This is a genomic window from Acinetobacter sp. NyZ410, from assembly GCF_022828975.1.
Lineage (GTDB): Bacteria > Pseudomonadota > Gammaproteobacteria > Pseudomonadales > Moraxellaceae > Acinetobacter > Acinetobacter guillouiae.
Map to the genome: position 1 here is coordinate 2,403,309 of NZ_CP094620.1, position 24,125 is coordinate 2,427,433.

General features: G+C 36.9%; 26 protein-coding genes. 18 read left to right on the forward strand and 8 right to left on the reverse strand.

The window, feature by feature from the left end; translation table 11 throughout:
• Positions 1–128: 128 nt before the first annotated feature.
• From MTO68_RS11320 to MTO68_RS11355, 8 genes are all read left to right on the forward strand, one after another.
• Positions 129–1,025 carry a LysR substrate-binding domain-containing protein gene (locus tag MTO68_RS11320; RefSeq protein WP_004821424.1) on the forward strand — a complete coding sequence of 299 codons (897 nt, stop codon included), beginning with the start codon at positions 129–131 and terminating at the stop codon, positions 1,023–1,025.
• A 200-nt stretch (positions 1,026–1,225) separates the two neighbouring features.
• Positions 1,226–1,717, forward strand: a complete 492-nt coding sequence (locus MTO68_RS11325) for a hypothetical protein (protein ID WP_004821426.1) — start codon at positions 1,226–1,228, stop codon at positions 1,715–1,717.
• 945 nt (positions 1,718–2,662) lie between these two features.
• Positions 2,663–3,265, forward strand: coding sequence for a nitroreductase family protein (locus MTO68_RS11330; RefSeq protein ID WP_244015921.1), 603 nt, complete (start codon positions 2,663–2,665; stop codon positions 3,263–3,265).
• A 500-nt stretch (positions 3,266–3,765) separates the two neighbouring features.
• Complete coding sequence (locus MTO68_RS11335) at positions 3,766–4,206, forward strand: DUF2946 domain-containing protein (protein ID WP_244015970.1); 441 nt, start codon at positions 3,766–3,768, stop codon at positions 4,204–4,206.
• Between the two features lie 135 nt (positions 4,207–4,341).
• Positions 4,342–4,506, forward strand: coding sequence for a hypothetical protein (locus MTO68_RS11340; protein ID WP_244015922.1), 165 nt, complete (start codon positions 4,342–4,344; stop codon positions 4,504–4,506).
• A complete protein-coding gene (locus MTO68_RS11345) occupies positions 4,497–5,933 on the forward strand; it encodes a cytochrome ubiquinol oxidase subunit I (RefSeq protein ID WP_004720575.1) in 1,437 nt (478 codons plus the stop codon). The genes MTO68_RS11340 and MTO68_RS11345 overlap by 10 nt, the downstream gene beginning before the upstream one ends.
• Positions 5,933–6,937, forward strand: a complete 1,005-nt coding sequence (cydB, locus tag MTO68_RS11350) for a cytochrome d ubiquinol oxidase subunit II (RefSeq protein ID WP_004821432.1) — start codon at positions 5,933–5,935, stop codon at positions 6,935–6,937. Before MTO68_RS11345 ends, cydB begins: the two co-directional genes overlap by 1 nt.
• 107 nt (positions 6,938–7,044) lie before the next feature.
• A complete protein-coding gene (locus MTO68_RS11355) occupies positions 7,045–7,152 on the forward strand; it encodes a DUF2474 family protein (RefSeq protein WP_004821434.1) in 108 nt (35 codons plus the stop codon).
• A gap of 260 nt (positions 7,153–7,412) precedes the next feature.
• On the opposite strand, the gene MTO68_RS11360 is transcribed toward MTO68_RS11355, so the two are convergent.
• The 5 genes from MTO68_RS11360 to MTO68_RS11380 are packed head-to-tail and all read right to left on the reverse strand — an operon-like array spanning position 7,413 to position 11,026.
• Positions 7,413–8,615, reverse strand: a complete 1,203-nt coding sequence (locus MTO68_RS11360) for a DegT/DnrJ/EryC1/StrS family aminotransferase (protein ID WP_244015923.1) — start codon at positions 8,613–8,615, stop codon at positions 7,413–7,415.
• A gap of 53 nt (positions 8,616–8,668) precedes the next feature.
• Entirely contained in the window at positions 8,669–9,067 is a 399-nt protein-coding gene (locus MTO68_RS11365; protein WP_004821438.1) for an EamA family transporter, read from the reverse strand.
• Positions 9,064–9,423, reverse strand: coding sequence for an EamA family transporter (locus MTO68_RS11370; protein WP_004821440.1), 360 nt, complete (start codon positions 9,421–9,423; stop codon positions 9,064–9,066). Before MTO68_RS11370 ends, MTO68_RS11365 begins: the two co-directional genes overlap by 4 nt.
• Entirely contained in the window at positions 9,420–10,310 is an 891-nt protein-coding gene (locus MTO68_RS11375; protein ID WP_244015924.1) for an alpha/beta fold hydrolase, read from the reverse strand. Before MTO68_RS11375 ends, MTO68_RS11370 begins: the two co-directional genes overlap by 4 nt.
• Positions 10,307–11,026 (reverse strand): MtnX-like HAD-IB family phosphatase, encoded by a 720-nt coding sequence (locus MTO68_RS11380; protein WP_244015925.1) that lies wholly within the window; start codon positions 11,024–11,026, stop codon positions 10,307–10,309. The genes MTO68_RS11375 and MTO68_RS11380 overlap by 4 nt, the downstream gene beginning before the upstream one ends.
• 367 nt (positions 11,027–11,393) lie before the next feature.
• Between MTO68_RS11380 and MTO68_RS11385 the strand changes: the two genes are divergently transcribed.
• The 4 genes from MTO68_RS11385 (at position 11,394) to MTO68_RS11400 (ending at position 15,643) form a co-directional block, all read left to right on the forward strand.
• Positions 11,394–12,149 carry a MipA/OmpV family protein gene (locus tag MTO68_RS11385; RefSeq protein WP_244015926.1) on the forward strand — a complete coding sequence of 252 codons (756 nt, stop codon included), beginning with the start codon at positions 11,394–11,396 and terminating at the stop codon, positions 12,147–12,149.
• Between the two features lie 76 nt (positions 12,150–12,225).
• Entirely contained in the window at positions 12,226–13,659 is a 1,434-nt protein-coding gene (locus MTO68_RS11390) for an aminotransferase class III-fold pyridoxal phosphate-dependent enzyme (RefSeq protein ID WP_004821449.1), read from the forward strand.
• Between the two features lie 23 nt (positions 13,660–13,682).
• A complete protein-coding gene (locus MTO68_RS11395) occupies positions 13,683–14,753 on the forward strand; it encodes a GNAT family N-acetyltransferase (RefSeq protein ID WP_244015971.1) in 1,071 nt (356 codons plus the stop codon).
• Positions 14,750–15,643: a hypothetical protein gene (locus MTO68_RS11400; protein WP_004821452.1), complete on the forward strand. Its 894-nt coding sequence runs from the start codon at positions 14,750–14,752 to the stop codon at positions 15,641–15,643. Before MTO68_RS11395 ends, MTO68_RS11400 begins: the two co-directional genes overlap by 4 nt.
• Before the next feature lie 341 nt (positions 15,644–15,984).
• On the opposite strand, the gene MTO68_RS11405 is transcribed toward MTO68_RS11400, so the two are convergent.
• The 3 genes from MTO68_RS11405 to MTO68_RS11415 all read right to left on the reverse strand — a co-directional run bounded on the left by MTO68_RS11405 (position 15,985) and on the right by MTO68_RS11415 (position 18,713).
• A complete protein-coding gene (locus MTO68_RS11405) occupies positions 15,985–17,223 on the reverse strand; it encodes a HipA domain-containing protein (RefSeq protein ID WP_244015927.1) in 1,239 nt (412 codons plus the stop codon).
• Positions 17,224–17,236: 13 nt separating this feature from the next.
• Positions 17,237–17,578 carry a helix-turn-helix transcriptional regulator gene (locus tag MTO68_RS11410; RefSeq protein WP_051065603.1) on the reverse strand — a complete coding sequence of 114 codons (342 nt, stop codon included), beginning with the start codon at positions 17,576–17,578 and terminating at the stop codon, positions 17,237–17,239.
• 217 nt (positions 17,579–17,795) lie between these two features.
• The gene (locus MTO68_RS11415) at positions 17,796–18,713 is read right to left on the reverse strand and encodes a LysR family transcriptional regulator (protein ID WP_244015928.1); all 918 of its coding nucleotides are present in this window, start codon (positions 18,711–18,713) and stop codon (positions 17,796–17,798) included.
• A gap of 106 nt (positions 18,714–18,819) precedes the next feature.
• On the opposite strand from MTO68_RS11415, the gene MTO68_RS11420 reads away from it, so the two are divergent.
• The 6 genes from MTO68_RS11420 (at position 18,820) to MTO68_RS11445 (ending at position 24,000) form a co-directional block, all read left to right on the forward strand.
• Positions 18,820–20,058, forward strand: coding sequence for an acyl-CoA dehydrogenase family protein (locus MTO68_RS11420; protein ID WP_004821461.1), 1,239 nt, complete (start codon positions 18,820–18,822; stop codon positions 20,056–20,058).
• A 133-nt stretch (positions 20,059–20,191) separates the two neighbouring features.
• Positions 20,192–21,313 (forward strand): phosphotransferase family protein, encoded by a 1,122-nt coding sequence (locus MTO68_RS11425; RefSeq protein ID WP_244015929.1) that lies wholly within the window; start codon positions 20,192–20,194, stop codon positions 21,311–21,313.
• On the forward strand, positions 21,310–22,008 hold the full coding sequence (locus tag MTO68_RS11430; RefSeq protein ID WP_004821465.1) for a histidine phosphatase family protein: 699 nt from the start codon (positions 21,310–21,312) through the stop codon (positions 22,006–22,008). Before MTO68_RS11425 ends, MTO68_RS11430 begins: the two co-directional genes overlap by 4 nt.
• A 43-nt stretch (positions 22,009–22,051) precedes the next feature.
• Positions 22,052–22,795, forward strand: coding sequence for an SDR family oxidoreductase (locus tag MTO68_RS11435; RefSeq protein WP_004720558.1), 744 nt, complete (start codon positions 22,052–22,054; stop codon positions 22,793–22,795).
• A gap of 101 nt (positions 22,796–22,896) precedes the next feature.
• Entirely contained in the window at positions 22,897–23,169 is a 273-nt protein-coding gene (locus tag MTO68_RS11440; RefSeq protein WP_004821469.1) for a hypothetical protein, read from the forward strand.
• A gap of 117 nt (positions 23,170–23,286) precedes the next feature.
• A complete protein-coding gene (locus MTO68_RS11445; protein WP_244015930.1) occupies positions 23,287–24,000 on the forward strand; it encodes an SGNH/GDSL hydrolase family protein in 714 nt (237 codons plus the stop codon).
• The last annotated feature ends 125 nt before the right edge of the window (positions 24,001–24,125 follow it).

A 24,125-nucleotide genomic window follows, 5' to 3' on the forward strand; every position in this document is an offset into this window, starting at 1 on the left:
TTATATATCCTTAGTTAAGCAATCATTTGCTGTTTTTAATACTAACAGTAGGACAAATATTGAATTATGCTATTTATATGACATATTCTCCTATATAGAGAACAGTTGCGATATTTAAGGAGGATATGATGAAAGACTTAAATGACCTGTATTACTTTACCAAAGTGATTGAATATGGCGGTTTTTCAGCTGCAAGTAATGCGTTGGGTGTGACCAAATCATTGTTAAGTCGAAGAGTTGCGGAATTGGAAAACCGTTTAGGAGTAAAACTTCTCAATCGAACCACCAAAAGAATTTCGATTACAGATGTCGGGAACATATATTTACAACACTGTAAAGCAATGCTTGTGGAAGCTGAATCAGCTGATGAGGCAATCGCACTGTTAAGCGCAGAGCCGACTGGAATTGTAAAAATTTCTTGCCCTACAAATTTATTGCATATTAATGTCAGTAAAATGTTGAATAAGTTTTTAGCGCGTTATCCGAAAGTTAAATTACATGTGGAAGCGACAAATAGAAAGGTAGACTTGTTTAATGAACGTTATGACGTTGCAATTCGAATCAGACCCTTACCTTTAAAAGATAGTGATTTGATTGTACGTAGCCTATCCATTTCAAAACAATTTATTGTCGCAAGCCCTGATTTGTTGAATCAACATTTCTTGATTAAAACACCAGAAGAATTAACAAGATTGCCTATTTTAATGATGGAGTCTTTGTCCTTTGAATATCATTGGGATCTTTATAATTCTAATAATGAACTATATGTGGTTAAGGATGAGCCTAGACTAACCACTACTGATTTAAGTGCATTGCATTTAGCGACTTTAGATGGCTTGGGAATTGCAAAACTACCGGAATTAATTATTGCTGAAGACTTAAAAGCGGGCAGACTGGTTAAAGTGATTCCTGAGTGGGAACCGATGCCAGAGCTTATTCATTTGGCCTATACTTCTAGAAGAGGCCTATTACCATCGGTAAAAGCTTTAATCGAGTTTTTGGTCACTGAGTTTGATCAAGTTTAGTTCTTTACAAGAATCAGCTTTATTCGCCCACCAATATCTTTGATCGACAACAGGTGAATACTGCAATTGGCATTGAATAAACTGTCATAATTGTTAGAATGCATTTCTTTCGCTGTTTTCATGTTATTTTTATTTTGTATTTAGGCTGCAAGATGATCAATAACGTTATAGTAAACAGTATTTTAATTAAGGATTTTTAAATGTTATCAATTTATTTAACAGATGTTCAGGAAAATGTGCAGTTTAAAGATTACCCTGGTGAGCACCCTGTTAAATTTATTTTAAATTTCAAAAAGATTTTTCCAAGTGTAATGGAAATTTTACTCCCAGTACTTCCTGATGATGAAGACTTGGATAAAATGACTTGGGAATCTACAACTGAAGATTTTGAGATTTTTAAGAAACTCCTTACAGGTTGGGGTGTGATTGAGTTACGTTTACAAGCGATTAGCCAATATAAGAATAAAAATTTCGCAGACCAACTGCTTAAACAAGCTCAAGCCAAACGTAAAGAATTTGCAAAAAAGCAGCAACAATTGTCTACGGTTGAACTGGACTACTTATTTATGCATGAAACACATGCATTGATTGACGCTGAATTGGTTGAGTTAGGTGAAAAATTCTATTTACCTACTTTGCGAGATATTTGGAAAAATACTGTACCTGCCAAAGTGCTGAATGCTAATTTCTAGTCAAACATAAGCAATAGATTGAAATAATCAAATTCAAGTATAAAAGGCAGTTTTAAACTGCCTTTTATTTTTTATTCATCTGTTTAAGTTTTTTAAATTGTAGGCCCAAGCGTATAAAACATAAAAAATAGAATAAATATTGAACTGATGATACTTAATATATTTAAAACTTTCATTTTTTAACCAATTGCGATATCTAAATTTTGAGTGGAAACATTTTTAATGCTTAGATTTTATTCGGCAGTTGTTTAAGCATGATGACAATGATTTAAATGAGGTCATTCATTTAGCAAGTCTTTATGATTTAATTTTAAATGCTGGTACTTCTTATTCAATCTTCTTTATTACGCGTTTGTAGGATAAAACTTCTGATTGTTGATTGATGGATGGTGTATGTCGTGATTTCTATGTCGAAGAGTTGCTTAGGGTCTGTTGACAATTCGTCTAGGTTTGCGACTACGTGTGTTTTTTAGGCGATACAAGGCACGAAATATGAAATTTAGTCATTCTAAATGATGAGAAACATCGTTTCGCAAGGTAACACGTAGCGGCAAAAAACACGCTAGTCCCCCGCTGCGCCTTGCGCTGCAAACAAAGCAGTGCTTTGTTCTTGCTCAGGGTTGTGGCTAAAATTATCTCAGCCTACGTTATGAAACTCGAAAATAGTCTCGCTATTATCCTTCATGCTTTACGATGTATACATCTCATGCTCAATTTTAACCTACAACGCAAGCCATTTATGAAATGTCAACAGACCCTTATATTTCTGCTAATTCACTTTTGCTTAGAAACATATGACAAAAGTAGATATTTCTAGCAAGTTTTTTTATGTTGTAATACTTTTGATTTTAATCAATTCATACTTGTTATGATTTTTTAAAATATCTTGATAATCTTTTTTAAAGTATCGGATTTCCCCGAGGATATATCCAAGGATATTCAGCAATGTCGAATAATTTTTTAGATTTAATTCATAAACGCCGTACAATTTATGCGATTGGACGTCATGTTAATCAATCTCCTGATCATCTTACTGATTTGATTCAGCAAGCGATCAAGCAAAGCCCATCTTCTTTTAACTCGCAATCATCTCGTGCAGTGATCTTGTTTAATGCTGAACATGAGAAGTTCTGGAACTTTGTAAAAGTTCAACTCAAAGCCTATGCCAAAGATGAAGCAAGTGCCTTAAAAACAGAGACTAAAATGGACAGCTTTATCGCAGGCTTTGGTACCGTTCTTTTCTTTGAAGATTTAGATGTGATCCAAAACTTACAGGAAAAATTTCCAGCATATGCAGAAAACTTTCCGATTTGGGCTGAACACTCTACAGCAATCGCACAATTTTCAACGTGGACAGCCTTAAATAGCGAGGGCATTGGTGCATCTTTACAGCACTACAATCCAATTGTCGATGAACAAGTCCATGCGGAATGGGATATACCCAAAACTTGGAAACTTCGTGCACAGTTGGTGTTTGGTTCAATTGAAGCGGAGGCTGCTGAAAAAGCCTATATCGATGATGCTGTGCGTTTTAAAGTGTTTAAATAATTGTTTTATTTTCTCTAGCTTCTTGGCTTGCTCAGCCAAGAAGCTTTGCTATTGAAAATGCTAATCAATCTATTGATCTAATTATACAAAGTGTCGGTTATCTGGCCCCAATTTCTTTTCGTAGACTGTTTAGAAAGAAAACCGGCTTAACACCCTTAGAATATCGTTATAGATTCAGTCGTCGAGTATCAGCTTTTCAATTGAATTTAGCTTGAAAGTTGAGCTGGTGCTATTTACGAACTAACAGCTGAGGCGATGATGGATGCTTTTTTAAGTTTTATTGATCATTGCTATATAATAAACAAATCATTAAAAAAGAAAACGATTTCCAAAAAAGTGCTAAAGAGGCTTTGATTTAAAATTTAAATGTACTATAGTAAAACTAGAAAAGTTGAGTGATATGCTTGGTTTTTATGCAGTTGATTCTTTATTTCAATTTAAAGATCTACAGTTAAAAGCATACTTATACTTTTTTCTATCTCTCTCAATATGAGCAATCAATTGTGTTAAGAAGCAGTGGTCTGTTGCTGGCATTTGCAACAGTATTTTTACAGCTTGCGGTTTTTTTACAGCCGTTATTACCTGAGCAGTATCAAATTGCTCCGGTCTGTGAAGACATCACTCAAGCTTTATTGCGACCAACACATGCACATCTTCATCATGAGCAAGAATCTAGTTTTATTCATCACTATTTGCATTTAGATCAAGCCCAGCAAGTAAGCAGCTCAGGTCATGATCATCATGACATTAACCATCAATGTCAGTATTGTGTGGTATATGGCAATTTAGTGATGCCACCAGAAATTGGCGTAAAAGAAATCCTAGTGCGTATTCAAGTACGTTTAATAGCTTATGTTGAAAACTTTCAGCATGTCTATTTTCAATTACAACGCCTGTTTCTGATTCCTCAAGGGCGAGCCCCACCTGTAGTCTTTGCATAACACATTCACCGATCCATAGGTTTAGCATTTTTAAATAAAGGCTTTAAAGCCATGCGATCGTATTTCGAATTTATTGTGTAGAGAATGATCATGATTTTTCAAAATTTCCTCGATTTGCAGGAAAGCAGCCTTTGCATGCTATTTTTAGTATTGTTTAAAAATACAGCAAAAAGAAAACAACAGATTGTACTGAATGTTCAGGCGTATGCTGAGTTTGTACAACAAAAAATGTTTATCAATGTATTCAAAACTCAATCTTTACCAACTTTACCAATCAATAAGGTGATGTCATGGATCTAGGATTAACTGCTTTAGAATTGGCGCGTATTCAGTTTGCTTTTACTGTTTCTTTCCATATTATTTTTCCTTCAATTTCTATCGGGCTTGCAAGCTTTTTAGCTGTGCTTGAATGGCGCTGGCTAAAAACTCAAAATCCTGTTTACCAAGATTTATTTAAATTTTGGGTGAAAATTTTTGCTGTCGCTTTTGGGATGGGCGTGGTTTCTGGTGTGGTGATGAGTTATCAGTTTGGAACAAACTGGAGTGAATTTTCACGTGTTGCAGGCTCGGTAACTGGTCCATTACTGGCTTATGAAGTGCTGAGTGCATTTTTCTTAGAAGCTGGTTTCCTTGGCATTATGCTCTTTGGTTGGGGGCGCGTAGGTCCTCGGGCGCATTTCTTTGCAACGGCTATGGTGGCGATTGGTACCTGTATTTCAATGTTTTGGATTTTATCTTCAAACAGTTGGATGCAAACACCACAAGGCTTTAGTATCGAAAATGGGATTATCGTGCCGCAAGATTGGTTTGCAATTGTGTTTAACCCCTCATTTCCTTACCGTTTAGCCCATATGGCTGCGGCAGCATTCCTTGTTTCAGCCTTACTGGTGGCTGCAACTGCTGCTTGGCATTTATTAAAAGGACGCCGTGACGCATTAATCAAAAAATCGTTCTCTATGGCATTGTGGATGATTCTGGTCCTTGCACCCTTACAGGTTCTCATCGGTGATAATCATGGTCTAAATACCTTAAAACACCAGCCTGCTAAACTTGCAGCGATTGAAGGGCATTGGGAAACCAATAAAGGTGAGGGCATGCCGCTATATCTGTTTGGTATTCCAGATATGCAAGCAGAAGAAACTAAATATGCTATCGGTATTCCAAATCTTGGCAGCTTAATCATGACCCATACGCTGGATGGTGAGGTAAAAGGCTTAAAAGAGTTTGCACCTGAAGATCGTCCTAATTCTACTGTGGTGTTCTGGAGCTTTAGAATCATGGTTGGAATGGGCATGTTGATGATTCTACTCGCCGTGATGGCATTGTTTCTACGCAAAGGCGGCAAGCTTTATGAAAACAAATGGTTACACCGTTTTGCTTTTGCTATGGGACCTTCAGGATTTATTGCCTTGCTTGCAGGCTGGTTTACCACAGAAGTTGGTCGTCAACCGTGGGTGGTATATGGAGTGATGCGGACCAAAGATGCTTTATCTCCAGTTTCTGCGGAACAAGTCGGCCTCACTTTAATTATTTTCGTTGTGGTGTATTGCATCGTATTTGGCATCGGCATTTACTATATGTTGAAATTGATGCACAAAGGTCCACAATTTATCTACGCCACACCAGAAAGTGTAGCGCATAGTGAAGAAGCGGTTATTTTGGCCTCTAAACGTCCATTGACGAGTGTTGAAGATAGCGTTGATTCCAATGAACAGGAGCGTAAATAATGATTGATTTATCTCTGATTTGGATTGTCATTATCGCCATTGGTGTATTCATCTATGTAGTATTAGATGGTTTTGATTTAGGGATTGGGATTTTATTTCCCTTTGTTAAAGATCAACACGAACGTGATGTGATGATGAACACCGTTGCACCTGTTTGGGATGGTAATGAAACCTGGATGGTATTGGGCGGTGCAGCATTATATGCGGCGTTTCCAATGGTCTATGCCACTGTATTATCCGCATTATATATGCCAGTTATCCTTATGGTGATTGCTTTAATTTTCCGTGGTGTGGCTTTTGAGTTTCGTTTTAAAGCCAATCGAACCAAACATTTATGGGACAAAGCATTTATTGGTGGATCAATTCTTGCCAGCTTTTTCCAAGGGATGATTCTTGGTGCGTATATCCAAGGGATTAAAGTTGAAAACCATATGTATGCAGGTGGTGGTTTAGACTGGTTATCGCCGTTTACTGTGTTTACAGGTATTGGTGTTGTTGTACTTTACGCAGCACTGGGTTGTGGATGGTTAATTTTTAAAACTGAACTTGATTTACAAGATCGTATGTATCAGTTGATGCCTAAATTAATCGTTGCTTTGTTTGTCATCTTTGGCGCAGTCAGTATTTATACCCCGATGGCGCATCCTGAAATTGCAGCACGTTGGTTTAGCCAACCACAATTGATGTATTTTAGTCCTGTACCAATATTGGTAGTGCTGTTTACTTTTCTTGTGCTTCGCGCATGTAAAAAGCGTTATGAATTGAGTCCATTCCTTTATACCTTGGCTTTGGTTTTCCTTGCTTATACTGGGTTTATCATCAGTTTGTGGCCTTATGTGATTCCGCCATCAGTGACTATCTGGGAAGCTGCCGCGCCACAGAGCAGCCAATTATTTGCTTTAATTGGTGCATTGATTTTAATTCCAATTATTTTGATCTATACCGGGCTTTCGTATTGGGTGTTCCGAGACAAAGTTCGAATCGGTGATGAAGGTTATCACTAAGGTTAAACGTAGCATGTTTAGTCTTTTGGCTTGAGTAAAAAATAGCCTAATCAAGACTAAACATGCAGCAGGGTAAAAATTTAAAGCTTTAAATGAGGTAAGCAAGTATGAAACTATCTCAAACACAATGGTTTGTCGTGTTATGGCTAGGTGGATTTCTAACATTGGCGATTATTGCTGGTTTTTTTAGAATGTTGATTCAATTGGCCTACTAAGGTTTTACTGAATAAAAAATGAGGAACTATGTTCCTCATTTTTTATTTAATTTTTTGTTTTAGCGAATCGACAATAAAAATAATCTGTATATAAGCGGCTTCTAACAAATTAATAAATTTTTTTCATCAATCAAAAAATGATCATCTTTGATTAAATCAGGCCAAGGGTGAAAACGGTTTGGTTTTTATTGAATGGGTTATATGACGTGACAAAGGTAAATTGTTTTTTTAAATAGATGTTACTCAGATTGGGCTTAATTCTATGTGGTTAGAATTTTTTCTAGTACTTTAAAAATAATTTGAAAATCATCATCCTCTAACCAAGCTGAATTACTAATGGTAAAACTTTGTGCTGCGAAGCGCGTTGCATTTGGCGTATCGGCATGTATATGCGATAACGCTGGATAGTGGGAAATTGAACGTACAAAAAGTTTGGTTATGCCTAAACCTGAGCACCAAAGTTCATCTAATATTTTTTGACATAATCTTTCGTTTTCTACAAAACAAATCAAAAAGGGAAAAGTTGCCTGAGTATTTATCTGTTCATCAAATATATGTAAGTTTGGCAATAATCTTAATTGTAAGATACGCTTTTTAGCTCGCTGTCTTGCTTGTTGCCAATGTAGTGGAAGGCGTGTACTGGCATGTGCTGCGACTTGACTGCGCCATTTTCCAAGTTGATGAATAGGGATACTGTCGAGATCAAAGTTATCACCTACAGCTGTGATTTCATCATGGTTTTCTAGCGCCTTACGCAAAGGTTTGCCATAGAGCCATGTTAAAGTTGCAGGACGATAAAGCAAACTATACGCCATCAACTCCAAACAACGTTTCAGCTCCCATTGCTTGAGCAGAGGTAGTGTTAAGGAACTTTCATAAAGTTGCTGGTTGATTTCTAGATCCCGACTAAACAATACACCTCCTTCAGCACTGGTTAGTCCTTTGCCAAAAGCCAGACTAAAAAATGCAATATCTCCAATTAGCCCTACGCTTTGATAATGGGTTTTAGCACCCATAGATTGAGCAGCATCTTCAATGATAAAGGTCTGATAATGTCGGGCAATTTCTTGGACTAAGCTAAAATCATAAACTAGACCAGCAAAATGAGTCACCACAATTGCCAAGGTATTTGCATTGGTTAATTGTTGTAGTTGTTGAATTTCAAAATTTAAGCTATTGGTTTCTATGTCACATAGAACGGGCGTTAATCCTATTTTCTCAATCGCCAGTGCCACCAACGGACATGTCCATGCTGGAATAATGACTTGTTTACGTTGTGGCTGTCTTTTTTCTAGCGTTTGCAAGGCAAGAATTAGAGCAACTGTACCTGAGCAAGTTAAACTCGGTTGAGGAATATTGAGTAAATGGCTTAGATATGTGGATAGATCTGTTTGACGAGCAGAAGGAAACAGATCTCTAAAATTAATCGTGAGGCCATTGGTCGGTGGGATTTCTTTTTTCATATTTAGATGTCGTAAGTCATATTCCTATGTATTGGTTCAAATAGGGGGTGGTTTTACTTCAGTACTTCATTGGTTGAAAGATGTTGTTTTGACTCATCTTTTGCTAAGAAAAGTACACCAATTAAAATCAGTGTTGCGCCTAGTACTTTTGCAAAGGTGAGTGGTTCATTAAATAACCATATAGACAGAAGCGTGACGCTAATCAACTCCAAATGTGATGCAGCAAAGGCAGGTCCAACAGGTGCATGTTTGAGTAAAGTCATCCATGTAAAAAAGGCCCCGATATAGCCAATAATTGCCCCATAAATCCAATAATGACTCAAGATACGGATTAACCAAGCCATATCATAAGTCAGTGGCATTGCATGGATGGACGCAAATTTAAAACTGATTTGGGCCAAGGTGTCAAAAGACATTAATATGATAAAACCGATGATATAAAATAACTTCATGTGCCTAATCCCACAACAGTGACGCCTAAGCTAATTAAGATGACACCGATCAGTCGATTACGTGTGAGCTTTTCATTGAAAAATAAACGCCCAGCGATAAGGATGACAACGATATTGATACTGCCTAACATCACACCATCAGACAATGGGACTAAGGAAAGGAAAATAAGCCAAGTGAAAAACTCAATGATATAACTGGTGATACCAATCCAAATCCAGGGACGTATTGCCATTGCTTTCCAATGTGCAATGCCATCATGTTGAGTATTTTCTGACGCTGCTGCCTTAAAAGCCAGTTGACCGACAGTATCAATGACAATAGTTAGAAACCAGACAGCAGCAATAGCTAAATTCACGCAGGTTCACCATGTTTTAGATTCGCTTCAACAGTGCTTATTTCAGCTGACTTTTCTACAGGGTTGGAAATAACAGCCAATTGTTGATGTTGCTTGATGAAATTTAATGATGCTTCAATGACTTGTTTACGATCGTTATCAATCGTGACCATATGGTAGCTTTCGTAAAGCCAAATTAATTGTTTTTGGCCCGATACTTTGTCATAGATCAACTGACTATTTTTTTTATCCGCAATATCATCATGAAATGCATGTAAACAAAGCGTCGGAGCGGTAATTTTATATAAATTTTTACCAACATTTTTGGATAAGCGTTGCATCTGATAAAGTGAATGCCAAGGATTACCTGGCAATCCAGCTTTACTACTATCATCACTTTTCATGGCTTCTAGAATACGCATACGCAATTGTTGGTTTTTAATGCCGTAAGGCTCAGTTTCATCAAAGGCACTATTTTTAAAAATATTTAAATGCGAAACGATGGGTAAAACGATAGGGGCGAGTATTTTTGACCATCGTGGAATACTCCAACCATCAAATTTAAAAGTTGGGCTATAACAAATCACTCCAGAAACTGGATGTTCTGAAGCATATTTAAGTGCCAATAACGAGCCCATAGATAATCCAATGACAAATATTTCATCAGTATGCTTTTTTAATTCTTCAGCAGCTTGGCAAATACTTGAATACCAGTCTTCCCATTTGGTTTGGACTAAGTCTTGCATTGTTCCGCAATGTCCTGCGAGCTGTACGGCTAAGACACTATAGCCCATTTGCTGACAGGGCTTTGCCACACTACGCATTTCATTAGGTGTGCCTGTTAAACCATGGATCAGTAGTACACCAGTACGACTTCCATTGATGAAGAATGAGTTATCTTTAATCATGCAAGCACCATAATCGTTGGATCAAGTTCAAAATCACTCATCAATAACTTTTCTAAAGGTTGATGAATTTCTGTAATATTTTTAAAAGGCATATATAAAATTTGTTTTTCGCGGCAATGTTCAATCAGGGATTTTTTTGCAAAGACATAATTTGCACTTTCGGCAAGACAAAAATCTGAACGACCATCGCCAATTAAAATAATATTTGCCTGATGATTCATCTCAGCAATTTTGCATTTACAGGTGCCACTTGCACTTTTACAGGCTAAATTGGTATTTGGAAATTCTAATCGCCATTGGTATTCATTTACTTGAACCAAATGATTCGCGATAACTGGAAGATGCCCAAGATTATACTTAGATAAAATATATTGAATCACCAGATCTAAACCATCGCTAACAATGGTCAGTGGTATGTTATGTAAGGCGCTCAATTGCACCAGATCTAAAAAACCAGCATCAATTTCTATTTGATCTAAACATTGATAAAACGCTTGTTGATTCATATGCAATAAAGCGATTTGTTGTTGCATACATTGCTTTGAGCCAATCAATCCTTGTTCCCATTGCTGCTCAATGGCTTGCCATCCATCTAAGGCAAAAGTTTCCAATAAATGATCAGTTGTATCATTTAAACTAATAGTCCCATCAAAATCACATAATATATGCCAAAGGTTTTGTGAGGTCGTATTCTGTTGCGGGCTTATCAGGAACATAATAAGTTTTACCACTGTTATTTTAATAAACTTGTCACATAAATTAATTTTCGATTCTTAATTAAATCTTATGGGAAATTAGTGGCAAAAAGATGACGTTGCTGTATTGTAAAAAAGTGTAATTTATTAAAATTATTTAATTTAATAAAAATTAATAACTTATTTTTTTATCGCCTCAAATTGAAGGAATTTAAAATTCATATTTTTGACTGAATTAAGTTTCGGGTCACAAAACAAAACAATGTTAATGGAATTTTACTTTTTTTTAAGATTCGCATAAGAAAGCAAATTCATATTTAGCCCACATCGCAAATATGCTGATTTCAGATTTGAAGTCATTATAAAAATGCGTTGAATGGACCGAAATATGAACAATCATTTAAAACCCATGAAACTTGTGCCGATTATCGGAATACTACTTAGTTCATCCTATGTATATGCAAATGATGATCAGCCTGCAGCTTTAAGTATTGGTGCAAATTACACTGTCGATTTTCAGCCATATAAAGGAAAACGTACCTATCAGAGCTTATTACCTACAGCTTTCTATGATAACGGTCGCGTTTATTTAGAAGGCGATGAAGCCGGTGTTTATCTTTTAAATGATGATCACAATGAACTGCGGTTAAATGCTGCATACGATGGCAGCAGTTATGACCCGAGTGGGGAGCTGACTGGACTACAACGGCGTAAATGGTCAGTCATGGCGGGTGGTAGTTATATGCGAATAACGCCATTTGGGGGTTTTAAGGCCCAGATTGGAACAGACGTACTTTCTCGAAGTAAGGGCACGATTGCCACAGTATCTTATCTGGCCGAAATCAGTCGTGGTAAATGGTCTTTTTATCCTGAAATCGGCGTGCAATGGAACAATGCTAAATATAACCGATATTACTATGGCGTAAGTTCATTAGAAGCCCAACGCACAGGTATCAGTTCTTATCAACCCAGCTCAAGCTTTCATCCTTTTTTAGGGATGGCAGCTGATTACCAGATTTCAAAAGATTGGAGTGCTTTTGGCACTTTAAACGTCGATTTTCTTTCAAAGGAACAAACAAATAGTCCAATGATTGACCGACGTACAGATATTTATCCATCCATCGGCATCAAATATAAATTTTGAATGTAACTCATTTCTCCACTCAGATTTTGTTTCAAAACAAAACTGAATCAATTAAAAGCTCGAAAAAGGTAACAACATGAATATCAAAGAAAACCATCTTTTTTCAGAAGGTCAGGCCATGACAAAACGTGAACCATTAGATGAAGCACAGCTCTTGGCGGATGAAGCCAAATATTGTTCGTATGGCGATACCGTGCATTATGTCAATCCGCCTAATATTTTTACAGATTGTCGAGGTAGCTATGTTTATAATGACCAAGGCACACCGTTTCTTGATCTGCAAATGTGGTATTCAGCAGTTAATTTTGGCTATAAAAACCCACGCCTAGACCAAGCATTAATTAATCAAATTCATACCTTACCTCAAATTGCCAGCCAATATTTACACCCAACTAAAATTGAATTGAGCAAAGTCATTGCCGAAGATATGTTGAAAAAGACCGGCGAAAAGGGACGTATTCACTATAATGTTGGTGGATCACAAGCGATCGAAGATTCATTGAAATTGGTGCGAAATTTCTGTCATGGTAAAAGCCGTATGTTTGCTTTTGAAGGCGGCTATCATGGTCGAACTTTAGGGGCTTCTTCAATTACCTCAAGCTATCGCTATCGCCGTCGTTATGGTCATTTTGGTGAACGTGCTCAATTTATCCCTTTCCCATATCCTTTTAGACGTCCTAAAGGGATGACAGCTGAAGAGTATGCAGTAAAACTTGTGGCTGAGTTTAAACGCTTATTTGAAAATGAATATCATGGTGTTTGGGATCCTAAAGTTCGCGAAAGTGAATTTGCCGCTTTCTATATTGAAACGATTCAAGGAACAGGTGGTTATGTCATTCCACCTATGAATTTTTATCCAGAGTTAAAAAAAGTTTTAGATGAGCATGGAATTTTATTGGTTGTTGATGAAATCCAAATGGGCTTTTATCGTACTGGTAAATTGTGGTCGTTTGAACATTTCGGTATTACCCCAGATGTATTGGTATTTGGTAAAGCTCTGACCAATGGTTTAAATCCGCTTGCAGGCGTTTGGGCAAAAGAAGAAATCATTAATCCTGAAGTTTTCCCTGTTGGATCAACGCACTCGACTTTTGCATCAAATCCATTGGGTACGGCAGTGGGGCTTGAAGTCATGAAAATGCTGGCCGAGAAAGATTATGAAAAACAAATTATGGAAAGTGGTGCATATTTCCTTGAAGGCTTAAAAGATCTACAGAAACGCCATCCTGAAATTGGTGATGTTGATGGGTTAGGCTTAGCTTTACGTGCAGAAATATGTCAAGTGGATGGCTTTACTCCAAATAAAGCATTATTGGACAAAATGGTAGATATTGGTCTTTCAGGTACTTTGGAGTATCAAGGTGAAAAATGTGGTCTAGTCTTGGATGTGGGCGGCTATTACAAAAATGTGATTACATTTGCACCAAACTTGGAAATCTCACGTGCTGAAATTGATCAAGCAATGGTTTTATTAGAGCAGTTATTACTACGTGCTAAAAAAGAGCTGTGATTCAGTAGGTTGAATTTATGACAATGCAAACCGATCTCAATCAATTGGAACCACATTCACTGGTAGATGCTTTTATTCAGCATCCACCTAAGATGTTTGATGTAAATGATTCAAGCGATTTTTTAACTTTTTTTACAACAGATTTTAATCTACTCACGACTTTAGATCTTCCTGTAAAAAAACGCATTGAATCTACATTAGGTTATTCATATTGGGGTCGGTTTTTGCATTTAAAAACATGTTTTATTGGAACGACAGTAACCGAATATAGCCCGCTTATCAGTAGTTTACCGGTCAGTAATTTGCTGCAACAACTCAAGCAACGTATAGGCCAGCAAAGTTTAACGATTATTAAAGATTTACCGATAAATTCGCCTTTATTAACTGCGCGGGAGAATCTCTATAGTCAGCAATTCATTGAAGTTGCAGAGCGTGCCGGTTTTCTGGCGATAGAAGGGCAAGCTTTGGCTTATGTGCCAATTGATTTTGAAAATCGAGAAGATTATTTAGCAAAATTTTCAAAAAGCCGCCGTAAAAATTTGAAACGCAAGTTGAAAAGCTTAGACGATTTACGGGTTGAGATACTCGATACAGGTGCACAACAATTTACACAGCACGCATTTCGAGCGCAGTTATATCAGTTATTTTTAAATGTTTACAATCAAAGTGAGGTTCACTTTGACTTACTCACTGCTGAGTTTTTTGATGAAATTTTGCAAGATGCTGAGAATGGTGGCAAAGTTTTTTTGTATTGGAAAGCGCAAATTTTAGTGGGATATAACATTTGTTTTGAGTACCAAGGGAATCTTGTTGATAAATATATTGGTTTAAATTATCCCTTAGCCATTGAATATAATCTTTATTTTATCAGTTGGTTCATCAATCTGGATTATGCCAAACAACATCATTTAAAATTTTATATTGCTGGCTGGACAGATCCAGAAGTAAAGGCTCAGTTGGGTGCTAAGTTTACTTTTACACGGCATTTAGTATGGATTAAACAACCTATATTAAGATTTGTACTCAGACGACTACGCCATTTGTTTGAAGCAGATGCACATTGGCATGAAAGTATGCAGGAGTCAAAATCATGAATAGCATTAGGCAACATGTTGTTCTCAATTTTGATGGTTCAGTCGAGATTTCGAATGCTGCTCAAAACATCGATCTTGCCAGTTGGCAAGAACAAATCCGTTTTGGATGTCACTGGAAAAAATTTCAGCAACTTGAAGATTATCTAGCCGAGCAATTACCTCCATCAGATCAATTGGGTTGTGTATTTATGGGAAGTGGTGATTATCATCATATAACCCAGCTGCTTTTAAAACGGATAACAAACAATGAACCTGTTCATTTAATTGTTTGTGACAATCACCCTGACAATATGCGTTATCCGTTTGGAATACACTGTGGTTCATGGGTGTATTGGGCCAGTCAATTGCCACAGGTTGCCCGGATCGATGTGATCGGCATCAGCTCAAGTGATATTAGCTTAAAACATGCATGGGAAAACCATTGGTCTCCTTTATATAAGGGCAAATTGCATTATTGGAGTATTCAACAAAAGGCGAATTGGACCCAATGGATTGGCGCACAACATGCATGGCATGGTTATGATGAGCCAGACCAATTAATGTCAGATTTTTTTAATGAAATACAAAAAATTGATCTACCCATATATTTATCTATAGATAAGGATGTGTTGTCTAAAGATGTGGTGATGACCAATTGGGATCAAGGGCACTTTTTAGAAAAACATTTGCAGGATCTAATTCAAACTTGTTCAGCGCGTCTAATCGGAGCCGATATTACTGGAGATGTCTCAGCTTTTCATTATCAAAGTCGATTGAAAAGGTTTTTAAGTGAATCCGATGGGCAACAAGAGCCGACGCAAATCGAAATTGCTCAATGGCAAATACATCAGCAAGCATTAAATCAAAGATTGCTTAACAGTATTCATCACGCCTGGAAAATAGATGAATAAAACAGATCGTATTCGGTCTCATGTTATAACAACAATTATTTTTGATTTACGATCTTGATCATGTATACCGAAGCAAGAGGTTTTTCTGATGTTTGAGCTTATTATCGCAAAAAAGTTAGACTAAGGGACATTGTAAAACAACAAAATAGCCTAAGCAAAATTATATAAATGCAATTAGATTTTCTCTTTTATAATGACATAAAAAGTACTTTATCTAATTTAAAATGGATTTTATGTCATGTTTGGATCATTTTCTTGCCAAGATGAATGGTTAAATACCGATTCATTCTGATCAATGTTTTCATTATCCATAGTATATAAATGGCTGGCATTGTTGAACTTTAGTTTTTGAGGATATCTAAATAGAAATAGGGTTCTAATTGACGAATTTCTGTGGGTTTAAGACCCGCATCTAACAAGTATTTTTCTCTATTTGCGAGAACATCACGGACATCCTTAATACATTCTCTGGCTTGATCTAGGTTGAGTCCAAAGGCATTGCTACGACTGATAAGGTTGTCATAGCTTCCAAAACGTCCATCATTTCCTAAAACCAGAGCATGTTCATTTGGAAATGAGCTTGGCATACCATGTGGTAAAACATCAAAAAGCGGGCTTAAAGCATAATGTTGCTTTTTCATGTCATACATTAAAAAACCATGATTTTTTAAATGATCGTCAGTATTGCTAATCATGACATTCAGCACCATCCGCTTATAGAGTTCTTTTTGATTACTGATAGCATCAAAACAAATCTGACTACAGACTTTGGCAATACTCATATAGGACATTTTAGGATCTCCTATACGAATTTTCTGAATATTGAGCAAACTATTGGCACTTATATAGTGTTTTTTACGTTCAGGGCAGTTTCGATCAAAGCGTTCAACTAAGAGAATAGGGCGGCCGGCACATTCTGTTAGTTCGGCATTACATGTATTGAGCCCCATGTCTCGTGCCATATTCAGCGAAGCATATTCAACTTTACAGGTATCAAACAAATCATCACTTTTATTAAATTTGGCAATCCATTCTTTATTTTTATACATCACAAGGGTTTTGGGTCTGGCACCGCCCATTGAAGCCCCATTATATAACAGCTTGTTTAATTCGAGTTGCTCAAGTTTCATCTCAAACGGATCTCGTTTTTTTTCGATGAGTTCAGTAATTTGTATAAAGGTTTCTAATTCTGCATATTGAATGATATTTGAATTGTTTTTTATATGCGATTTAGACAAGCTTCCAACAATACAGCCGACTGAATTTCCTTGTGAAGCGAGTAACCATTCCAATTGATTTAATGGTGTTCTACGGTGTAAGGCATTGGTTAAGCGTTTACCCCAATTGTCTGGTGTTGCATCTGCAAGTACACCAAAACCATCTTTAGAAATAGTTTCATATGGTTTGTTATAAGACTGAAAGCTTAGATTAAGTGGATCTAAAGGGAAGGCATCTGCACGTTGTAAGTATGATTGACCATAAAGAAAGCGATAAACCGGCTTTTCATAAGAATAGTGTGCAGCAATTGTTGGCTGGGAGCCTGTATCTATGAAAACATAACATCCTTTAACTTCATCCATGTTCATTTACCTATCAGAAATCATCACTAATCACAGACTGTTTTTTTAATCTTGCACGTACTGAACTATTACGATTTTCGAGTGCCAAGCCAACTTCATCCAACTCAGGATTCGCGAGTGAGCCTAGGGTATGTTCAAGGCCAAAAATCACTAAAACTGAAATCACATTTTTTAGGCTGGTACTTGGATCACCTTTTTCCATACGTGAGATCGTTCGGTTATCTACATGAATGCGGTTGGCCAAATCATGAATGGTCATATTACGTCGAAGTCGGGCTTTTTTGATATTCGTCCCAATTTGAGTCAACATGTCTTCCACACCATCAAGCATAAAATTATGCGCCGAAGTTCTCATCGCAACATCATCCAAAACATGACATAAAATGTATATTATCATGGTTAACATGGATTTTATGTCTTATTTTTATAATTTGAGTTCAATGTATGAAATGTCGAATGGAATAGATAAGTGGCTTAATTTCACCTACTAGAATGAAGAAAATCATTAAGAATAGGGATGATCGTACGTAAGCGGCTTAACCGCATGTTAAATCAATCGTTTATAAAATAGCCTAAGCAAAAATTTGAGAAATTTCTTCTCTTAAATAAATGTGCCTAGAATTTTCATTTAGCGCACCCTGCCAATAAATTCCCATATTTAATACAGGTAGATCAATTGGATGCTCAAAAATATTGATACTTTGATCAACATGTAAATGTGCCAGTATTTGCTTTGGAATAGTTAACATCGCATCAGGATACTGTGCTAAAACTTGTAGAGCAGTTGAATAATGTTGACAACGCATAAAAATCTGACGGCGGAATTGCGCTTGATTTAAATATATGTCCTCTAAAAGCAAACCTGTACGGCGTGAAGAAACACCGATATGAGGTGATGCAAAATACAGTTCAGAATTGATATTTGTATGCTGAGAACAAATCACAAAATGATCTTGAACCAAATTTTGATAATTAATTTTATCACCATAATTTTGTTCTAGATCAATGACAAAATCGACTTGTTGAGCAGCTAAATCAGCAATTACATTTTTGCGGTCAAGCTTGGTACTTAGAAACTGAATGGTTGAATTCAATTTTTGGAAATGGTGAATCAATTTGGGAAAAATAATTGGTTCAATTTCATCATGTATTGCAATGCGTAAGGTTTGTACTGAACTGGGATCAAACTGTTGTTTTTGTTTGGAGATATTTTGAAAAGCAAATAAAGCATTTTGTACAGATGGATAAATCTGTTCAGCAAAAGGGGTAGGCAGCATTTTACTCCCAGCGCGAACAAATAAATCATCTTGCAAATGCAGCCTAAGTCTTTGTAAAGCATGACTTGCAGCAGACTGAGTAATGCATAAAATCTTTGCCGCTTTTGAAATATTTCTTTGCTCATAAATGGTGATAAAAAGTGGGTATAAATTAATATCAATATGATTGAAAATCGACATATCAAGATTAGTTTTATTATGAATCATATTCATAGTGAGGTATTGAATTAAATCATTTGGTTCATAATAGGTTTTCAGCTAAGGTAAAGTAAAGAGTCACTATTCAAATATTTATCCATATATTTACAGGAAGATAAGCATGTTTGAACTTTCAGCACGTGCGCAAGAATTTGTAGAACGTACCAAAGCCTTTATTAAAAATGAAATTGAACCTGTAGAAGCTGATTTTTGGAATGAAGTCCATCATCTGAATCAAGGCGGTGATTGGACAAAATGGCAATGGCCAGCACAACTTGAAGTCCTGAAAAATAAAGCAAAAGCTGCTGGACTTTGGAACATGTTTCTACCAGACCCAGTCTTGGGTGCAGGTTTATCTGTACAGGAATATGCCCATATCGCAGAACTGTCAGGCCGTAGTTTAATCGCACCCACAGTATTTAATTGTAATGCTCCAGATAGTGGCAATATGGAAGTGCTATGGCGTTATGGTTCAGATCAACAAAAACAACAATGGCTTAAGCCGCTATTAGAAGGAAAAATCCGTTCAGTATTCTGTATGACTGAACCAGCAGTTGCTTCATCGGACGCAACCAATATGCAGGCGACTGCAGTGGTAGATGGTGATGAAATTGTATTGAATGGTCGTAAATGGTGGTCTTCAGGTTTGGGAGATCCAAATGCGAAAATTATTATCTTTATGGCGCATACACCTGATGAAAGCAAAGATCGTCATCATCAGCATTCCATGGTTTTAGTGCCTGTGGATACTCAAGGCGTGACCATTGAACGTATGTTACCCGTGTTTGGTGATTATGATGCGCCACATGGACACGGCGAAATTAGTTTTAATCAAGTTCGTGTACCTGTTAGTAATTTTATTGGTGGTGCTGGACAAGGGTTTGAAATTGCACAAGGGCGTCTAGGTCCGGGTCGTATTCATCATTGTATGCGATGCATTGGTGCTGCTGAAAAAGCATTAGAATTAATGATTGATCGAGGAATGAGTCGAACTGCTTTTGGTAAAGAAGTGCTTAAATTAGGTGGAAATTTAGAACGTGTGGCAGATGCTCGTGTTGCGATTGATCAAGCACGACTGTTAACCCTGTATGCGGCGTATAAAATGGATACTCAAGGGACTATGGCTGCGCTTACCGAGATTTCAGCCATTAAAGTTGTTGCACCTTCAGTTCTTGAAAAAGTAGTTGATATGGCTATTCAAATTCATGGTGGCATGGGCGTATCACGAGATACACCTTTAACAGGATTCTTTGCTCAAGCCCGCAGTTTACGTTTAGCGGATGGCCCAGATGAAGTGCATAAAGGGATGATTGCAAAATTAGAATTAAAAAAACGAGGTTATGGCTCGCGTAAAAAATAACAATTTGCTGATAAAAAATAACTGCTTTATGTTAGAGGTGTTATATATAAAGTAGTGAGCAAATGAAGTTTTTAGTTAAAAGTATCATTCTTTATAGATGTATGGTTTAAAACATAAGATTCAGGGAAATAATATGTCAGTCATTGATATTGGTGGAAGTATACGTGAAGGAGAGGAGCTGGACATTCGTGCTGTCGGAAATTGGCTCATTGAAAATGGATCTGAAATTTCAGGCAATGTAGAAGTGACTCAATATTCTGGCGGAGCTTCAAACTGGACCTATCGTTTAAAATATGACAATGCTGATTTAATTTTACGTCGTCCACCCAAAGGGACAAAGGCGAAATCTGCACATGATATGGCGCGTGAATATCATGTACAAAAATGGCTTGCACCATACTACCCAGTTCTTCCTGAAATGGTTGCGCTGTGTCAGGATGAATCTGTAATCGGTTGTGACTTCTATGTGATGAAACGCATTGAAGGTATTATCCCGCGTGCCAAACTGCCCCCTGAACTGAATTTTACTCAACAGCAAGTGCATGAATTGTGTATTAATGTCTTAGACAAGCTGATTGAATTACATCAAGTTCCATATCAAGGCACCGAACTCGAAAAACTTGGAAAAGGTGATGGGTATTGTCGTCGTCAGGTTGAAGGTTGGGATGCACGTTATGAAAAGGCGCACACCATCAATGTGCCGAGTTTTAAATTTGTACGTAAATGGCTTAATGAAAATATTCCTGCTGACTCAAACACGTGTTTGATTCACAATGATTGGCGTTTTGATAATGTTATTCTTGACCCTAAAAACCCAACCCAAGTGATTGGTGTATTGGATTGGGAAATGGCAACCATTGGTGATCCTCTCATGGATTTAGGTTCTGCTTTGGCCTATTGGGTGGAAGATACAGAAAACCAAATTTTTAAATCAACCCGTCGCCAGCCTACACATTTAAAAGGGATGCTTACCCGTAAAGAAGTGGTTGAATATTATTTAGAAAAAACCGGATTAAAACCCGATAATTGGGCATTCTACGAAGTATTTGGTATTTTCCGTTTAGCTGTAATCGCACAGCAAATTTATTATCGTTACTATCATAAACAAACAGATAATCCTGCTTTTAAAGATTTTTGGATTGTGATTCATGCCTTACATATTCGTGCATTAAAACTTATCGGTTTACAAAAAATTGAAGCCAATGAAGTTGCACAGAAATATCTTGAAAAATTTAAGGAAATTTTAGGAAAATGACCACAATCTACCTCGTTCGTCATGGACAAGCGTCATTTGGTGCAGAGAGTTATGACAAACTTTCACCCAATGGGGAGTTACAAGCCAAACTATTGGGGCAATATCTCGATAAAATTTTGAAAGAAGAGCCTTATGTGGTTGCAGGTTCAATGTTACGCCATCAGCAAACAGCAAGTTTTGCTTTGGCTGAAAGTTTTTCCGATGCTCAAATTGTGACTGACCATCATTGGAATGAATTTAACCACCAACAAGTTTTTGCTCAATATGATCCGCGTTTTAATCAACCGCATCTACTTAAACAGGATGTTGCCAAAGAAAAAAGTCCACGTGCCTATTTGGCAAAAATTTTTGAAGGGGCAATTGAGCGTTGGACTGGTGGTGAATATCACCATGAGTATGACGAATCTTGGCCAGATTTTAAAAACCGTGTAGAAACGGCTTTACAGAATTTATGTGATGAGCTGGTGAAAACCAAACCTCGCTATGCAATCGTATTTACTTCTGGCGGTGTTATTTCAGTTGTTGCAGGAAAACTCTTGGAGTTAAGCGCCAATAAAACCTTTGCATTGAATTGGGCAATTGCCAATACCAGTTTAACCACATTACGACTGGTGGGAAATGAACCGCAATTATTGAGCTTGAATGAACATCATTTTATTAAGGCTGAAGATCCGCAACTATTGACGTGGATTTAAAGTCGCACTTTTAGAAATATAAAAACAGTTTAAGGAATTTGTCATGGCAAAAACCATTTTAATCACAGGCGCAAGTTCTGGAATCGGTGCAGGAATGGCACGAGAATTTGCACAAAAAGGTTATAACTTAGCGGTCTGTGCGCGTCGTTTAGAGCGTTTGGAAAGCTTAAAACAAGAGTTGGAGTCTAAATATGGTATCAAAGTGATTGCCAAAACTTTAGATGTGACCAACTATGAGCAAGTTTTTCAAGTCTTTCGAGCATTTAAGCAAGACTTTGGTAAGCTCGATCGTATTATCGTCAATGCAGGTGTTGGTGATGGTCGTCGAATTGGCAATGGTAAATTTGAGATTAACCGTGCAACTGTAGAAACCAATTTTATTTCTGCATTGGCACAGTGTGAAGCTGCTGTTGAAATATTCCGTGAGCAAAAGTTTGGTCATCTGGTTGTGATTTCGTCTATGAGTGCACTTCGTGGTATGCCTAAACACTTGACCGCATATGGCGCAAGTAAAGCTGGTGTGGCTGCTTTAGCGGAAGGAATACGTGCTGAGTTAATTGACACGAAAATTAAAGTTTCTACGATTTTCCCTGGTTATATTCGTACTGAAATTAATGAAGGGGCAAAAAAACTACCGTTTGAGGTCGATGTTGAAACAGGTTCTCATTTATTGGTTAAAGCAATTGAAAAACAACCTGTTAAAGCTTATGTACCACAATGGCCTTGGTTGCCGATAGGACTAGCCATGAAAATATTGCCATTAAAAATTGTGAATAAACTCGGTTGAGCTTTATTTAGCTTTAAAAGACCCATCAAGGGTCTTTTTTATTGCATTGCATAGATAAAGCTTTAAAATCTAACTGGATAAAAAATAATGAGAATTTTAACATGTTTATCGTATTGGGTTTTTTCCTGACCAGCTTTTTAGTTTTTCTTGCGCGTATCTTGTATCTCTTCTTTTTTGAAAAGCACTGTGAAATTCAACAATGCCTGATGCAAATGGATGATATTCAAAAGTTAATGTATCTTGGTATTATTTTAATCGGGACCTATAATGCCTATTTGATGAGCAAAAGTAGAAAGTATGCGGTTTTAGTTTTTGAGTTTATTGGTACATTCATATTTGCTTTTGCCTTAAATTTTGTTGATTTAGTCCAATAGCAACTTGGCCATACAATTAAGTAAAATCGACATTGAACTTTATGATTTTAATATTGCGACAAGCTATATCTGACTCTGACTGATTTTGAGATAGCTTTGTTGGATTGGTACTCAAATATGCTTTTAAAAATCTCTACCATTGTTCTCGTTCCCGCATTAATCCTTCAAGGTTATCGCGTCAAGAAAAATACACCCCGATTAGCTGAACCTCAAGGATTGCGAAAAGGTGTTATAGGACAAGGAAAAGCACTATCTATTTTAATTTTGGGTGACTCTGCTGCCGCAGGTGTGGGGGTTGAAGATCAACGTGAAGCCTTATTGGGATGTGTACTCGATGAATTAGCCTCTAATTTTGAAGTCACTTATCAATTAGAAGCGAAAACAGGAGATAGCACTTTAGAAATTTTGCAAAGAACCAAGCAATTAGACAATCAACAGTTTGATGTTGTGATTACATCGGTGGGAGTAAACGATGTCACAAAACTCATTTCACCACAAAAATGGATTCAGCAACAAAGGGGGCTTTATACAGAAATTGAAGCTAAGTTTTTACCAAAGATGATTTTAGTCACGGGTGTTCCTCCAATGAATCTGTTTCCAGCATTACCAAATCCACTGGGATGGCTGTTTGGACAATATTCGAGTGCAATGAATCAAAAGTTAGCCCACTTCATCGAAAATAAAATCAATTATCAATTGATTCGTTTTGATTTAGCCCATTTTAAAACTTTAAATTTACAAATGGCACGTGATGGTTTTCACCCAAGTCAGGAAATTTATCAAATTTGGGCAAAACAAATTTCACAGTGTATTTTTAGCAAATTTAGCTAATACAACGTTCAAATCTCTATCTTTGACTATAATAAAAGCCTAAAAGCACGATTCAAAAAAGTATCAACGCCATTCATAAAATATTGCTTTATTGATTTCGCTAGAAAAAAATTAATTAACTAAAA

What these genes read in the sequence shown, in the direction of transcription:
- MTO68_RS11445 (WP_244015930.1), top strand. Translation starts at nt 23,287, where the DNA reads ATGCTTTTAAAAATCTCTACCATTGTTCTCGTTCCCGCATTAATCCTT.
- MTO68_RS11320 (WP_004821424.1), top strand. Translation starts at nt 129, where the DNA reads ATGAAAGACTTAAATGACCTGTATTACTTTACCAAAGTGATTGAATAT.
- MTO68_RS11425 (WP_244015929.1), top strand. Translation starts at nt 20,192, where the DNA reads ATGTCAGTCATTGATATTGGTGGAAGTATACGTGAAGGAGAGGAGCTG.
- MTO68_RS11365 (WP_004821438.1), bottom strand. Translation starts at nt 9,067, where the DNA reads ATGAAGTTATTTTATATCATCGGTTTTATCATATTAATGTCTTTTGAC.
- MTO68_RS11360 (WP_244015923.1), bottom strand. Translation starts at nt 8,615, where the DNA reads ATGAAAAAAGAAATCCCACCGACCAATGGCCTCACGATTAATTTTAGA.
- MTO68_RS11410 (WP_051065603.1), bottom strand. Translation starts at nt 17,578, where the DNA reads ATGAGAACTTCGGCGCATAATTTTATGCTTGATGGTGTGGAAGACATG.
- MTO68_RS11395 (WP_244015971.1), top strand. Translation starts at nt 13,683, where the DNA reads ATGCAAACCGATCTCAATCAATTGGAACCACATTCACTGGTAGATGCT.
- cydB (WP_004821432.1), top strand. Translation starts at nt 5,933, where the DNA reads ATGATTGATTTATCTCTGATTTGGATTGTCATTATCGCCATTGGTGTA.
- MTO68_RS11400 (WP_004821452.1), top strand. Translation starts at nt 14,750, where the DNA reads ATGAATAGCATTAGGCAACATGTTGTTCTCAATTTTGATGGTTCAGTC.
- MTO68_RS11380 (WP_244015925.1), bottom strand. Translation starts at nt 11,026, where the DNA reads ATGTTCCTGATAAGCCCGCAACAGAATACGACCTCACAAAACCTTTGG.
- MTO68_RS11325 (WP_004821426.1), top strand. Translation starts at nt 1,226, where the DNA reads ATGTTATCAATTTATTTAACAGATGTTCAGGAAAATGTGCAGTTTAAA.
- MTO68_RS11415 (WP_244015928.1), bottom strand. Translation starts at nt 18,713, where the DNA reads ATGAATATGATTCATAATAAAACTAATCTTGATATGTCGATTTTCAAT.
- MTO68_RS11420 (WP_004821461.1), top strand. Translation starts at nt 18,820, where the DNA reads ATGTTTGAACTTTCAGCACGTGCGCAAGAATTTGTAGAACGTACCAAA.
- MTO68_RS11355 (WP_004821434.1), top strand. Translation starts at nt 7,045, where the DNA reads ATGAAACTATCTCAAACACAATGGTTTGTCGTGTTATGGCTAGGTGGA.
- MTO68_RS11430 (WP_004821465.1), top strand. Translation starts at nt 21,310, where the DNA reads ATGACCACAATCTACCTCGTTCGTCATGGACAAGCGTCATTTGGTGCA.
- MTO68_RS11375 (WP_244015924.1), bottom strand. Translation starts at nt 10,310, where the DNA reads ATGATTAAAGATAACTCATTCTTCATCAATGGAAGTCGTACTGGTGTA.
- MTO68_RS11405 (WP_244015927.1), bottom strand. Translation starts at nt 17,223, where the DNA reads ATGGATGAAGTTAAAGGATGTTATGTTTTCATAGATACAGGCTCCCAG.
- MTO68_RS11435 (WP_004720558.1), top strand. Translation starts at nt 22,052, where the DNA reads ATGGCAAAAACCATTTTAATCACAGGCGCAAGTTCTGGAATCGGTGCA.
- MTO68_RS11345 (WP_004720575.1), top strand. Translation starts at nt 4,497, where the DNA reads ATGGATCTAGGATTAACTGCTTTAGAATTGGCGCGTATTCAGTTTGCT.
- MTO68_RS11330 (WP_244015921.1), top strand. Translation starts at nt 2,663, where the DNA reads ATGTCGAATAATTTTTTAGATTTAATTCATAAACGCCGTACAATTTAT.
- MTO68_RS11440 (WP_004821469.1), top strand. Translation starts at nt 22,897, where the DNA reads ATGTTTATCGTATTGGGTTTTTTCCTGACCAGCTTTTTAGTTTTTCTT.
- MTO68_RS11390 (WP_004821449.1), top strand. Translation starts at nt 12,226, where the DNA reads ATGAATATCAAAGAAAACCATCTTTTTTCAGAAGGTCAGGCCATGACA.
- MTO68_RS11385 (WP_244015926.1), top strand. Translation starts at nt 11,394, where the DNA reads ATGAACAATCATTTAAAACCCATGAAACTTGTGCCGATTATCGGAATA.
- MTO68_RS11340 (WP_244015922.1), top strand. Translation starts at nt 4,342, where the DNA reads ATGCTATTTTTAGTATTGTTTAAAAATACAGCAAAAAGAAAACAACAG.